The organism is Caballeronia temeraria, from assembly GCF_001544795.2.
In the GTDB taxonomy this organism is placed as follows: domain Bacteria; phylum Pseudomonadota; class Gammaproteobacteria; order Burkholderiales; family Burkholderiaceae; genus Caballeronia; species Caballeronia temeraria.
In genome coordinates this window covers 1-13,388 of the sequence record NZ_FCOI02000008.1, presented here as the reverse complement: position 1 = coordinate 13,388, position 13,388 = coordinate 1, and the positions used below count along the sequence as shown (strand labels likewise).

The window sequence follows — 13,388 nt, the reverse complement described above, 5'->3', positions numbered from 1 at the left end:
ATATCAGGGCGACGGGCCGTCATCGGACCGCCTGCGTGAACTTGTCGAAATACAGCCGTTCCGGTTCCACGCCGGCCATTTGCAGCACCGGAATGACGGCGTCGATCATCGCCGCGGGACCGCACGTGTACGCGTCGATATCGCCCGCAAGCGATTCGTCGCGCAACGTGCGGCTCACGACTTCGTGGATGAAACCCCTCTCGCCCGTCCACTCGTCTCCGGGTTCGGCGTTCGACAGAGCCGGAATGAAGCGAAAATCCGGCAGCTTGTCCGCGAACTCCGCGAACTCGTCGAGATAGAACAGATCGCGACGCGTGCGCGCGCCGTAAAAGAAGCGCACGGGCCGCGCTTCGCCGCTCGCCACGTGATCCTGCAAGATCGACCACAACGGCGACATGCCCGAGCCGCCGCCGACCAGAACCATCGGGCCGGGTTGATCTTCGCGTCGAAAGCACGTGCCGTATGGGCCTTTTGCGATCATCCGGTCGCCGGGTTTGAGCCCTTCGTCGAGCAGCGAAGAGAACGCGCCGTTCGGATACTTCTTGATGATGAAGCTCAGGCGCCGCTCGCCGTCGGGCGGATTGGCCATCGAGAAGGAGCGCGTGATGTCGGCAGACGGAATCGTCAGGTCTACATATTGTCCTGCCCAGAAGCGCAGCGGCCGGCTCAACTCCACTTCGAGCAGCCTGATGTCGTGCGTGAGCGCGGTGATGCTCGTGACGGTCGCGTCGTAGTCCGCGACGGGTATCGAGCGGCGCATCAGGTCTTCGTCGAAGTTGAGCAATTCGACGGTGAGATCGCTGTAGGCGAGCGTCCTGCATAGCAAAACGTGGCCCGACTCCTTCTCGTAGTCGGGCAGCGCGAAGGTCGAGTACTTTTTCATTTCGACATCGCCTTCCACGAGCAGCGATTTGCAACTGCTGCACTGCCCTTCCTTGCATCCGTGCATGACGGCGATCCCTTGCCGGAACGCCGCTTCCAGCACGGTTTCGCCTTCCGCCACAGACATCTCGACACCGACCGGTTCGAAGCGGACCGTATAACTCATATGCCCTTTCCTCCGTGTCGCGGCCCGATACCCCGAAGCGCACCGGACCGCAGGCCGCATCAATTGCACGGACTGATCTTGAAGCCCGCGCGATACTCCGCGATGTGCTTCTCGCGCTGCTCCGGCGTCATCTCGCGTATCAGCACGATCGGACTCTGGATCGTGTGGCCACGCACGTCATCGAGCGTCCACATGTCGCGGTTGTCGAAGCGCAAATGCGGTTGAGGCACGAGCGTCTTTCCGTCGCTGCGCACGAAGCCGAGATCCTTGATGCAATCGGCGAGATCCCAGCCGTGATAGACCTCTTCCCATTCGCGGCGTCCACTGAAGCGGCCCATCGCGGGCGTCGGCCTTCCTTCGTACTCCGATGCAAATGCGACCTTGTGCGTCCATCGGCACAATTCGGAGCAGTACGTGAAGAGCTTGCCGTCGACTTCATCGACGCAGAAGTCCTCGCGAATCAGGCACGGCACGAGGCAGCTCCAGCAGCGATGCGGATAAACGTAGCCGTTCTCCTGATCGAACAGCATGTTGGTCTGACCGGGCGTGCTCTTCTTCGCGTACCACTTCCAGTAGTCGCCGAATTCCGCATACCAGCCCGGATACTTGTGCTCGAACCACTCGAAGTCTTTTTCGGTCTGCGCCTCGATGCGCCAGAAGTTCACCGGCCAGCCGACCGAGAAGAATTGCGCGACCTTGTGCACGTAGTTCTTCTTGACGAGGCGATCCCACGCGGCGGCGACATCGTCGTGATGAATCTTGATGCCGTACTTTTCGAGCGGCAGCATGTAGGTGCGGTAATAGTCCTCGTAGATCCACCGGTGCCACAACTCCGCATACGACTCCTTCTTCTTGTCGCGGTCGGTCGTGCCATATTCGATGAACGTACCGATAGCCGCATCGACGATCGCGTGGTTCTGCCAGAACGCATAGCGCAGATCGCGTTCGAGCAGCAGATGATTGTCGGGGTCGTTGATGACCGACATCATCAGCGAATGGCCGTTGCCGATATGCCGGCTTTCATCGGACTGCACGGAGAGGAACACGGTCGGCAACGCATAGTCGCCGTTGCGCGCTGCCTCCGACGGCATCGCGACGAACAGCGTATTCGTGAACGCCGTTTCCGCGACCACTTGCAGGAACACGTTGGCCGCCGTCACCGCATCGCCGGTCAGGAAGCCTTCCGCGAACTGCCGGCCGATGGTCGTCGCATAGCACTTGCCGAACGCGGCCTCGGTGATGTCGAAGCCCGCCGGATCGATATAGTTTTCCATGTACCACTTCTTCAGATTCATCTGGATCGTCGAGTGACGGAACTCGTCGACCATCTGCATCGTGAAGCCGGTGCGCAGTTCTTCGCCGGGAGCGAGACGGCCGAGCATCGCCATCGAGCGCGCGGCCGAGATTTCCGGGAACGGGATGATCGCGAGGAACAGCTTCATCCATTCGACCCAGCGCGGCTCGACATTGCGGAACATGTCGCCGCGCAACGCGGCATCGAGCGCGCCGTAGACGCGGTTGTCCTTCTCCTCCTGCATCGGGAAATACGAGCGCAGCACCTGCTTCATCGGGTCGCGCGGCGCCTTGCTGATCTTGTAGTCGGTCGGGAAGGTCATCGCTTCCTGAACGTAACTGGGTGTCCAGCCGAGATCGGCGACGCGTTTTGCCGCCTCGCCGATACTGATGCCTCGCTGGGATGTGATCTTGTTGAGCGTTAATGCTTCTGACATCGAGCTCTCCTTGTCCGGTTACAGGGGAACCGGCGGCGCGGACCGCGGGTTCTGGATCACCATCGATTGCGCCGTTTGCATCGGCACGGCAGCGTTAAGAGCGACAAGCGTGCCATGCGCGAATGCGCCGTGTTTCATCGTCTTGCGATGCGCTTCTGTCGTGGAACGCGACGTCCGCGAATCTTCCGGTGTCCCGAATTGCGACATCGTTCATTGCTCGACGATGATCCTGCCCGCGCTCGCCGTCGCGGCATCCGCCACCGGCTGACCCTGCGCGATGAAGCGCGCGGCGAGTATCAGCGCGCCCATCGCGAAGTCGCGGCCATGCGCGGCGATCATGTCGTCGGACAGCGCGCCGAGCCGCTCGAAAAAAGCTTCCTTCGTGGTTGCATCGGTCGTCATTTGTCTCTCCCCTGGCGCTTACTGCGGATCTGAAATGCGGAACAACGCATGCGGCAAATACACGAGCGCGATCTCGCCGGCTTCGGTGCCGTAGGCGAGACGGCCGCCATCGGGCGCCCACGCGAGCGCGCTGACCGGCGCGCCGCCGTTCGCTCTGACGAACAGCACATCGGCGCCGCCGGGCTGACACAGCAGCACCGCGCCGCTGTGATAGCCGACCGCGATCATCGACAAGGACGGGTGGCACGCGACGACACTCACAGGCGCACTGCCCGCGACGCCGCATTCGCGCGGACGATCGTCGGCGCCGGGCGGATCGAAGCGCCAGCACACCGCGCGCATGCCGCCGTTCGTCACGAGCACGCGTCCATCCGCCGAGAACGACAACGAACCGGGCTGCAACGCATAGCCGCCGAGTTCGATATCGTCGCCATCGGGCAAACGCCAGCCGTGCAGCGCGTTCGCCTGCAAACCGCTCACGAGGTATCGGCCATCGGGACTCCATGCGAGCGCGCACGGCAATCCGGCGCACGCGAGCAGCCGTGACGACGACGAGCGCGTATCCCACAACGTGACGCCGCCCGCATGCGCAATGGCGAGCTGCTGCCCGGACGCGGAGAACATCAGCGCGGTCGATGAAGCCGGCAGCGTCAGCTCGTTCTCCGTCGGGCCGAGCAGACGCACGAGCCGCCCGCTCGCACAGGCGCGCAAACCCGAGCGCGAGGTTGCGACGTGATCGATCCATCGGCCGGGATAGGTCGCCGCCTCGCGCGCATTGCCTTCGATGTCGACCTGCACGAGCCTTCCGTCATCGCCCGCGCTCAGGAAGCCGCCATCGGGATCGGCGGCGAAGTCGAGACTCACGCCGTCGTGCACGGCCACGCGCGCGAGCGGCGGCGGCGGCGCGGCGGCCTTGATCAGCTCGACACCGCGCGTCTCGTGCGGCTTGAGCTGCGGACCGCCATCCCATTTGCCGGAAGCGAGCGCGAGCGTGCCGTCGCTGAGCGTGAAGCCCGCGTGACTGCCCTCGACATTCCACGCCGCGGCCATGACGGAAGCCGGCGCCGTCCAGCTCGCGCCGAGCAGCTCGACGAGCGGTGTGGGCGCGTTCACGTTCCCGCCTCGAAACGTACGGCGCTGTCGCGCGACGCCTGCATGCGCTTCATCGCGAATCGCGGGCGTGCGCCGTACGCGCCGCCGCCTCCACGTTCGCCAGCGCCGTTTCGAGACGCGCGCGCTCCGCTTCCAGCGCGCTCAACGAGCGATCGGCTTCCCAAAGCTCGTCGCGCAACATCTCGATGCGCAGCACCTGTTGCGACGTGCGCGCCTCGGGACGGCTAGCGGCCAGCGCGCTTTCGAGTTCGATCTCGACGCCCGCAAAACGGCTCTTGCTCCGCAGATGCTCGGAGTTGATCCGCGTGAGCTCGATCACGAGCCGCACGCGTTCCGAAATGGGCGTGGGGTGGCCCTGCGCAGTCATGGCGTTCTCCGCGGAAAGACTGCCTTGCAGGCCTCGTCGTTCGCGAGGCCGGCCGGTCGTTACGGAATCAGCACGGCGCGTCCCTTCACCTTGCCGTGATGCAGATCCCTGAGCGCCTGATTCGCCTCGCTCAGGCGATATTCGCGCGTCGCCAGATGAACGAGACCGCGATCGGCGAGCGCCATCAGCTCGACGAGTTCGGGATAAGTGCCGACCAGATTGCCGACGATGGTCTTCTCGCTCGTGATCATGTCGATCGTCGGAATGTCGATCTTCCCGCCGTATCCGACGATGTAGTAGTAGCCCGCGTTGCGCGTCATCGCGAGACCTTGCGCGATTGCGTTGCCTTCGCCCACGAAGTCGATCACGGCCTCGGCGCCGTTGCCGTGCGTCAGTTCGAGCACGCGCTCGACGGCGTCATCGCCGCCTTGCACCGTGTGATGCGCGCCGCATTCCTTCGCGAGCGCGAGCGCCGTCTCGGAACGATCGACGACGATGACCTCCGCCGCGCACAACGCATTCAGCACCTGAATGCCGATATGACCGAGCCCGCCCGCGCCGATCACAACCGCGAACTGCCCGGGCAACAGATGACGCGATGCCTTCTTCGCGGCGCGATACGCGGTGAGGCCCGCGTCGGTGTACGGCGCGACGTCCTTCGGCGCGAGCGTGGACGGCAGACGGATCAGCGAACGTTCGCCCGTCGCGAGATATTCGGCATAGCCGCCGTTCGTGTTGATGCCGGGAAAGCGGCTTTCGGTGGCGTGCATGTCGTCGCCGCGCCGGCACGCCAGACAGTGACCGCTCGTCACAAGCGGATGACAGATGACGGGATCGCCCACCTTGACGCTTTCGACGCCGCGCCCGACCGCCTCGACCCAGCCGGCATTTTCGTGACCCATGATGTAGGGCAGCGCCATATCCACCTTGCTGCGCCAAATGCCCTCGACGATATGCAGATCGGTCCGGCACACGCCTGCGCCGCCGATGCGGACGATCACATCGTCGGGCCGCGTGATATCGGGTGTGGGGACGTCTTGATAGCGGACGAATTCGTCGCGGGACAAGGTTTCGTCGTACTCGTGCAGCACGGCAGCCTTCACGTTGTGTCTCCTTGGTCGTTATCGTTGGGGCGGATAAGAGCAAGGACTACGCCAATCGCGTGCCGTGTGGCCGTGTATGTGATGCTGCGGGGAGCGCTTTTTACCGTGCGGTGACAAAAGCCACGTGGCTTGTCGCAAAATCGGACACCCTGCCGAGATCTTGTCTACGAGGATGTCGCAACTTGCGACAGCAGGCCTGCGCGTCTCATTCCAACAGACGCGACGTTGCAGCGCACAACGAAAGACGACCCACGACTAAGCGTGGACCGTCCTGTTCGGCGCGTGCTACTGGCCGGCCGCCGGCGACACTACGCTCGGCGTTGCCAGCGTGTTATTGCTTTGCGGCGCGGGCGCGTTCGACTTCGTGGTGCTGTTCATGCTGCTCGGCAAACCCGTGTTCGGTTTGGCGGCCATGCCGCTTTCCGAGTTCGTGGTGCCCGGGGTGCCGTAGCCGCCCGTTGCGCCATTGACCTGATTCGCCGGGCTGGCCGTACTGCCGGTCGAACCGTTCGAGCCGCCGGCCGTCTGTGCATACGCGCCGCCCGACAATGCCACGGCGGCGACAGCCGCGATCAAAGTACCGATTGCCTTGTTCATGATCCGTCCCTCCTTCGGACTGAGAAAATAGACGCAGACGAATACCGTCTGCTTGATCACGAACTGCGCAATGACCGTGCCGCGCCCGGGGGGCGTTTCGTCGTCCCGCTTGCAGCGATGAGCCGCTCTACGCTTATTTCGGATTACCGATTATCTAACTACCCGCGCGCGTGATTCAAAATGCCCCTCACTTCGCAGCCGCCGACGAACTGCAATTCATACCCCCGCCATGCGCGCCATCGACGTTCTTCAGCGAAACGAGCAGCTTGCTTCCGGTCGTCGCCGTGATGATGTGCCCATAGCTGACCGTCGGGATGAACTTGATGTCGGGCGCGACGGAAACAGGCGGATTCTGCGCGCCATCGACAGTCAGATCGAGCTCGATGGTAATCGCGTCGATCGCAACGCCATAATCTTGCCCGCCCGCCGCACGGGTCTTCTTGAAATCGCAAAGACCTTGCAGGACGTTCTGCAACGCCGTCGGAATGTCGACGGGCTTGCCCGCGGGAATCGGCGGCGTGTTGCATCCGGCGACGAGAAGAGACACGGCAAGCAAAGGCAGCGTGAACATGACGCGCATCGAGATCTCCCTTTGGATGAAGAACTGCTACGGCTACGTGCTTATGTGCTTATGTGCGCCGGCATCAGAAACGATGTCGCAATCCGGCCGTCGCCTGAATCTGGGTCGTCGAGGAAGACGGATCGCTCACGCCGTTGATCCACGCCACGCCCAACGGCGACGTGCCGCTCGGACTCACGCGCTGCCATGCGCCCTGAATATAGACATCGGTGCGACGCGAGAAATGGTAGTCGGCCATCCCGCTGACCTGGTTCCAGTGGGGAATGCCGCCGCCTCCGTTTCCGCCCGCGCGCGAATACGTGTACGCGCCGGATAGCTCGACGGCCGGCGTCAGCGCATAACGGAAATTGCCTTCGAAGTTCTGAAACGTCGCGCTGAGGTTCGTCTGGAAAAATCGCGTGAGTTTGCTCTGTGTATAGACGAAGCCCGCCACGGCCGGACCGAACAAATAGTTCACGCCTGCGCCCAGCGTCTTCTGACTATCGGCCAGCACGCCGACCGGTACAGCGCTCGTCGACAATGTGTTTTGCAGGGATGCCGCGGTCGTGTCGGTGACGGCGCCGTTCGCGTTCAACTGGCCCGGCGTGCGCGCATCGCTGTTGAGCTGGAGATAACCGAAGGCGAAGTTCCACGGCCCGCTGACATACGACAATCCGAAGCTATACGCGCGATTGTTCGCGAAGCCGCCCGCCTGATTCGAGAAGCCGTACAGCGCGGCGAACCGGAAGCCGGCGAATTGCGGGCTCGTGTACTTCACGGAGTTATTGATCTGAAATGAATCGTTCAGATTGTCGATGTCGAACGGATGCGCGAAGTGCGTGCCGCCGTATTCCGTGCCCGTGAGCGAGAGCGGTGCGAGGAAGTCGACCATGCCGTCGGTCTGCCGGCCGAGCGTGAGCGCGCCGTAGTCGCTGCTCGACACGCCGACATACGCGAGACGGTTGAAGATCCGGCTGCCCGACGCATACTGCCCGTCATTCAGATTGAAGCCGTTCTCCAGGGCGAAGACGGCTTTCAAACCCGCGCCCAGGTCTTCGGCTCCGCGCAGGCCCCATCGGCTGTCCTGGACAGCGCCGCTCGTCATCTGCCAGTTGCTGTGTCCGCCGCCGCCCGTGCCGGTGATCTGGTTGCTCGTGTAAGTCAGGCCCGCGTCGATCAGACCATAGAGCGTGACGCTGCTCTGCGCATGGGCTGCGCCCGTCAGCGTGATCATCGTCGTCGCACCGGTTATCAGCATCTTCTTCATTTGCCTGCTCCAGCCAAGACCGGGAGAGCCGATGCTCCCGGAACGCTTTGAATACAGGACGTCGACGACTGCGGGGCGCAAGGCCGCGCGGGTCATCGTCAGGAAAACGCACGATGTTCTTCACACACTCTAGGCGACGGGGGCGGAAAACGGCAAGGTGCCGGCCGGGCGGGTTCAGCCGTGCTTCGGCGAGGCCGGCCATCTGTAGCCGAGCACGGAATCGACGGGATAAGCCAGCTCGCGCACCTCTTCCAGCTGGTTTCCGCCGAAGAGATAGACGAAGTCGGCGTCGTGGCGAAGATAGAAGCCGACATGCCCCTTCCAGCTCGCCGGATCGTCGCGCGTGAGCACGGCGATGCAGCCATAGGCCGGGTTTTCGAGCGCGACGCCCCAGTCGAGCCAGGACCGCGCCAGCGCCGATCCCGTCCCGCGAACGCCGGCGCGCGCGAGGCACCAGTTGATGAACGACGAGCACCACGAAATCTTGTCGTCGTAGCCGACGAGGTTGGTGTGGTTGTTGTACTCGACAATGCGCGGATTCGTCGCGCCGGCCGGATATCGTCTGATGCCGCGTTCGGCGATTGCCGCGGGCATCCACGCGGGTTCGGCGGCGGCGTCTCTCGTGACCTGACTCATGCGTGCTGGAGGAATTGTTATGCAGTGCCCGCTATTATCGCTGAACGCCGATTGCCGGTGCCGGGCGCCGTCGATATCACGGCGCCCGCATCGCCTACTTCAAGCCGCCGATGATACGTTGCATCTCCTCCTCGCCAAACGCGCGCATCGTCGTCGAGCGGACGTTGCCGAGTGCGGCGAGCGCGAGGCCGAGGCGCGTCGCGGTTTCATCGTCGGGTGCATCGAACGACGTGACCAGATCGTATGTGCCTAGCGTCCAGTGCATCGCGCCGATGGTCGCGCCCATCGCCTTGCTGGTCTCGCGAAATGCGCGCGCCCGGCTCACCGTGTCCTTCGCGGTGCGTGCGCCCTGATCGGTCCAGTTGAGCAGCATGATGTAGGTTCCCATGATGTCCTCATCGAATGAAAGTGAAGCGGCCGCACGTATGCCGCGCCGTCGACCGTTATGGACGGACCACGCGGCCACGGCGCGTGCCGCGTTTTCTATGCGTGCATAAAGAGGCAGAGAGGAAAGAAGACAAGGCGGCAATCGCGCAGAAGAAAGAGCGCTTGCGCGTGGGAAGGCCGCGAGGGGATATCGCCCGGTTTCGCGTTTATCCGGGTCGAGTGCCTGCAAAAGTATAGGCGACGCCACGCGTGAAAAGGACGGTTTCAGCGCACGGTCATATCGGCCGGAAAAACAAAAAAGCCCCGTCGTACATGCGAACGGGGCTCATCGACTTCGACTGCGCAACGCGCTTACTTGCAGCGGCGTTCCCAGTGGTGATGCACCTTGACCTTGTGGCAAACCTCATGGTGATGATGCGAGTCAGCGAAAGCCGGAGCGATGGAGAAAAATGCCATGCCAGCGGCAAACACAGCAATAACAGCCTTTTTCATAGATTCGTTATCTTGAGGGATGAAAGAGATCGAATCCTAGCAGCGCGAGCTTACGGGGACATTCACGGAGTATTTACTCGCTGGTGATTCGCTTCAGCGCTTCGCGTTGAGCCTGCGCCACAAGGTCGTCTTGCTGATGCCGAGCGCCTTGCACACGGCATCGCGATCGCCGCCGAACGCCGCGAGCGACGCGCGAACCTGATCGGCTTCCACCGAACGGCTCAGATCGCGAAGCGATTGCTCCGCATTGGCTTCCGGCCGGATGTCGAACAGCTCGGGTGCGATTCCTTCCAGTTCATCGAGCGTCAACGCGACGGGCGCGTCCATGTCCGCGATCTCCACCGCCATCCGCTCGACGATGTTCTGCAACTCGCGCACATTGCCCGGCCACGGATACTGCCGCAGCGCGGGTTCGAGCGGCGCGAGCACGCGCGCCGCCGCATCGCCGCCGGGCAAGCGCGACGCGAGCGCCTTGTCGCGCGTCGCGGCCTGCATCAGCAGCGCGGTCGCGAGCGGCAGGACATCGCTGGAACGCGCGCGCAACGGCGGCAGCGCGACGCTCAGAATATTGATGCGATAGAAAAGATCGGCGCGAAACGAGCCATCGGCGACGCCTTCCGCGAGCGAGCGATGCGTCGCCGCGATCACGCGGATATCGACGCGCGTCGGCTCCGTCGAACCGAGGCGTATCACTTCTCGTTCCTGCAGCACGCGCAACAGGCGGCTTTGCAGCGAAGGCGGCATCTCGCCGATTTCATCGAGAAACAAGGTGCCGCGATGCGCCGCCTCGATCAGCCCCGCCTTGCCGCCCTTGCGCGCGCCGGTGAACGCGCCTTCCTCGTAGCCGAAGAGTTCGCTTTCGAGCAGCGCTTCGGGAAACGCGCCGCAGTTCATCGCGACGAACGGAAAGTCCTTGCGGCGGCTCAGACGATGCATGCTCTGCGCGACCATTTCCTTGCCCGTGCCGCTTTCGCCGAGAATCAGCACCGTGGCGTCGGATTTCGCGTAACGGCGCACGAGCGCCCGCACGCGTTCGATCGATTCCGACTCGCCGACGACATCCTCCAGCCGATAACGCGCGACGAATTCCTGCGCGCCCTGCCGCGAGCGCAGCGTCCGGTCGAGCCGTTCGACCGCGCGCGATTCCTGAAACGTGTAGAGGGTCCCGCCCGACGCGCCGTCGCTCGCAAGCGGTCCGCGATGAATCGCGTAACTCACGCCGCGCACCGCGCCGAACACGTCGCCGTCGGCGGCGGGCAATACGCCGTCGAGTTCGGGCGCGACGTCGAGCAGCGGACGGCCGACGGCGCGCGCCGCATCGGCGATGCCGAGCGCCGTGGTCAGCCGGCGATTGATCGCTTCGATTCGGCCGAGCGCATCGACCGCGACGACGCCATCGCGAAGATGCTGCAACAGGTTGTCGAGACGATTGCGCCGCGCGACTTCCCGGCGCGTCGCCTGCGCGACTTCGAGCGCGGTCTCGAACGCGGCGACCACCGACGCGCGCGAATACAGAAACACCGAGCTCATGCCCGCTTCGGCCGCCAGATCCGCGACGAGGCCAGGCCCAACCACGACATCGACGCCGCGATCGCGCAGATCGAGCACGAGGTTTTCGGCATCCTGCGCCGATCGATACGACTCGCAGATCACGTCGATGCGGTACGCGCCGAGGAAGCGGCGGATTTCGGCGGGCGTGTCGCCGTGCGTGACGAGCGCGACGCTCGCGCCTTCGCGCCGCGCCTTCGTGAGCGCGTGCATCACGTCGAAGCCAGTCGGACTGATGACGACGACCGGCACCGAGACGCGCGTCTTCAGATAAGCGCCGTTGGAACCGCCCGCCACGACGACATCCGGACGCAAATCGCGCGCGGATTCGATGCGGTTCGCGGCATCCTCGAAGCCGAGCGACACGACGTCGAGTTCGGCGCGATCGACATACGCGCCGACGAGGTCGATGAACAAATCTCTGAGCCGGCTGATGCCGACCGCCCAGATGCGCGGGCGGGACGCTGTATCGGTTTGCATGGCCGTCTGCGGTGGATGATGAGGCGTCGTCTAGTATGCGACACCGATTTCAGCTTCGAAACCTGAAATTTCAGTCGTGAAAAACGTGGCCTCCGGTATGAATCGACTTTTCGCGCAAAATCAATCACTTACGAAAAATTTGCACGCTGGCAAGGTAGTTGCTTATAAGAGCGCGACTTTTTCAGGAGACAACCGTGAGTTCCGAATTCCAATCCGCACAGACCGCCGGCGCGCGGTTCCGCCAGGCCGTCCGCGAGGAATCGCCGCTGCAGGTCGTCGGCGCGATCACCGCGTACGCCGCGAAGATGGCCGAAGCCGTCGGGTTCAAGGCGCTCTATCTGTCGGGCGGCGGCGTGGCCGCGAATTCGCTCGGCATGCCCGACCTCGGCATCAGCACGATGGAAGACGTGCTGATCGACGCGCGCCGCATCACCGACGCATCCTCGCTGCCGTTGATGGTCGATATCGACACCGGCTGGGGCGGCGCATTCAACATCGCGCGCACGGTCCGCTCGTTCATCAAGGCGGGCGTCGCTGCCGTGCATATGGAAGATCAGGTCGGACAGAAACGCTGCGGGCATCGGCCGGGCAAGGAAGTCGTGCCGACCGCCGAAATGGTCGATCGCGTGAAGGCCGCCGTCGATGCGCGCACCGACGACTCGTTCGTCATCATGGCGCGCACGGATGCCGCCGCCTCGGAAGGCATCGACGCGGCGATCGAACGTGCCGTCGCGTATGTCGAAGCGGGCGCCGACATGATCTTCCCCGAAGCGATGAAGACGCTCGACGACTATCGCCGCTTCAAGGCCGCCGTGCGCGTGCCGATCCTCGCGAATCTGACCGAGTTCGGCTCGACGCCCTTTTTCACCGTCGATGAACTGAAGGACGCGAACGTCGATATCGCGTTGTACTGCTGCGGCGCCTATCGCGCGATGAACGCGGCGGCGCTCAACTTCTACGAGACCGTGAAGCGCGACGGCACGCAAAAGGCCGCCGTCGACACGATGCAGACGCGCGCCGATCTCTACAAGTATCTCGGCTATCACGCCTACGAAGACAAGCTCGATCAGCTTTTTGCGGCAAAGAAATAACTTTCGAAGGAGACGAATTCATGAGCGAAGCAGACAACAGCACTGCAACCGGTGCATTCAAGCCGAAGAAATCCGTCGCGCTGTCGGGCGTGACCGCGGGCAATACCGCGCTGTGCACCGTCGGCAAGACGGGCAACGATTTGCACTATCGCGGCTACGACATTCTCGATGTCGCGACCACGTCCGAGTTCGAGGAAATCGCGCATCTGCTCGTGCACGGCAAGTTGCCGAATGCCGCTGAGTTGAAGGCATACAAGACGAAACTGAAGGCGTTGCGCGGCCTGCCCGCGAACCTGAAGGCCGCGCTCGAATGGATTCCCGCGTCCGCGCATCCGATGGACGTCATGCGCACCGGCGTCTCCGTGCTCGGCACGATCCTCCCCGAGAAAGACGATCACAACATGCCGGGCGCGAAGGATATCGCCGACAAGCTGATGGCGTCGCTCGGCTCAATGCTGCTCTATTGGTATCACTACTCGCACAACGGCAAGCGCATCGAAGTCGAAACCGACGACGATTCCATCGGCGGGCACTTTCTGCATTTGCTGCATGGCGTCGCGCCGTCGAA

At 63.4% G+C, this 13,388-nt stretch carries 15 protein-coding genes; 2 read left to right on the top strand and 13 right to left on the bottom strand.

What is annotated here, in order from left to right; genetic code table 11:
- Positions 1-19: 19 nt before the first annotated feature.
- The 13 genes from AWB76_RS13760 to prpR all read right to left on the bottom strand — a co-directional run bounded on the left by AWB76_RS13760 (position 20) and on the right by prpR (position 11,729).
- Positions 20-1,048 (bottom strand): NADH:ubiquinone reductase (Na(+)-transporting) subunit F, encoded by a 1,029-nt coding sequence (locus AWB76_RS13760; protein WP_061160683.1) that lies wholly within the window; start codon positions 1,046-1,048, stop codon positions 20-22.
- Positions 1,049-1,107: 59 nt separating this feature from the next.
- Positions 1,108-2,778: an aromatic/alkene/methane monooxygenase hydroxylase/oxygenase subunit alpha gene (locus AWB76_RS13755; RefSeq protein WP_061160682.1), complete on the bottom strand. Its 1,671-nt coding sequence runs from the start codon at positions 2,776-2,778 to the stop codon at positions 1,108-1,110.
- 210 nt (positions 2,779-2,988) lie between these two features.
- Positions 2,989-3,180 carry a hypothetical protein gene (locus AWB76_RS13745; RefSeq protein ID WP_061160680.1) on the bottom strand — a complete coding sequence of 64 codons (192 nt, stop codon included), beginning with the start codon at positions 3,178-3,180 and terminating at the stop codon, positions 2,989-2,991.
- 18 nt (positions 3,181-3,198) lie between these two features.
- Positions 3,199-4,293, bottom strand: a complete 1,095-nt coding sequence (locus tag AWB76_RS13740; protein WP_061160679.1) for a WD40 repeat domain-containing protein — start codon at positions 4,291-4,293, stop codon at positions 3,199-3,201.
- 49 nt (positions 4,294-4,342) lie between these two features.
- Positions 4,343-4,660, bottom strand: a complete 318-nt coding sequence (locus AWB76_RS13735; protein ID WP_061160678.1) for a hypothetical protein — start codon at positions 4,658-4,660, stop codon at positions 4,343-4,345.
- 59 nt (positions 4,661-4,719) lie between these two features.
- A complete protein-coding gene (locus AWB76_RS13730) occupies positions 4,720-5,763 on the bottom strand; it encodes an NAD(P)-dependent alcohol dehydrogenase (RefSeq protein ID WP_061160677.1) in 1,044 nt (347 codons plus the stop codon).
- 285 nt (positions 5,764-6,048) lie between these two features.
- Complete coding sequence (locus AWB76_RS13725; RefSeq protein WP_061160879.1) at positions 6,049-6,360, bottom strand: hypothetical protein; 312 nt, start codon at positions 6,358-6,360, stop codon at positions 6,049-6,051.
- A gap of 187 nt (positions 6,361-6,547) precedes the next feature.
- Complete coding sequence (locus tag AWB76_RS13720; protein WP_061160676.1) at positions 6,548-6,940, bottom strand: hypothetical protein; 393 nt, start codon at positions 6,938-6,940, stop codon at positions 6,548-6,550.
- A 64-nt stretch (positions 6,941-7,004) separates the two neighbouring features.
- Entirely contained in the window at positions 7,005-8,186 is a 1,182-nt protein-coding gene (locus AWB76_RS13715; RefSeq protein ID WP_061160675.1) for a porin, read from the bottom strand.
- Positions 8,187-8,360: 174 nt separating this feature from the next.
- Positions 8,361-8,822: a TIGR02594 family protein gene (locus tag AWB76_RS13710; RefSeq protein ID WP_074171347.1), complete on the bottom strand. Its 462-nt coding sequence runs from the start codon at positions 8,820-8,822 to the stop codon at positions 8,361-8,363.
- A gap of 94 nt (positions 8,823-8,916) precedes the next feature.
- Complete coding sequence (locus AWB76_RS13705; RefSeq protein WP_061160674.1) at positions 8,917-9,210, bottom strand: GYD domain-containing protein; 294 nt, start codon at positions 9,208-9,210, stop codon at positions 8,917-8,919.
- Between the two features lie 350 nt (positions 9,211-9,560).
- A complete protein-coding gene (locus tag AWB76_RS41595) occupies positions 9,561-9,701 on the bottom strand; it encodes a hypothetical protein (RefSeq protein WP_167357752.1) in 141 nt (46 codons plus the stop codon).
- 93 nt (positions 9,702-9,794) lie between these two features.
- Positions 9,795-11,729, bottom strand: coding sequence for a propionate catabolism operon regulatory protein PrpR (prpR, locus tag AWB76_RS13695; RefSeq protein WP_061160672.1), 1,935 nt, complete (start codon positions 11,727-11,729; stop codon positions 9,795-9,797).
- Positions 11,730-11,923: 194 nt separating this feature from the next.
- Between prpR and prpB the strand changes: the two genes are divergently transcribed.
- Positions 11,924-12,820 carry a methylisocitrate lyase gene (gene prpB / locus AWB76_RS13690; protein ID WP_061160671.1) on the top strand — a complete coding sequence of 299 codons (897 nt, stop codon included), beginning with the start codon at positions 11,924-11,926 and terminating at the stop codon, positions 12,818-12,820.
- Between the two features lie 20 nt (positions 12,821-12,840).
- The coding region (locus AWB76_RS13685; RefSeq protein WP_279616404.1) for a citrate/2-methylcitrate synthase at positions 12,841-13,388 on the top strand (548 nt) is incomplete at its 3' end.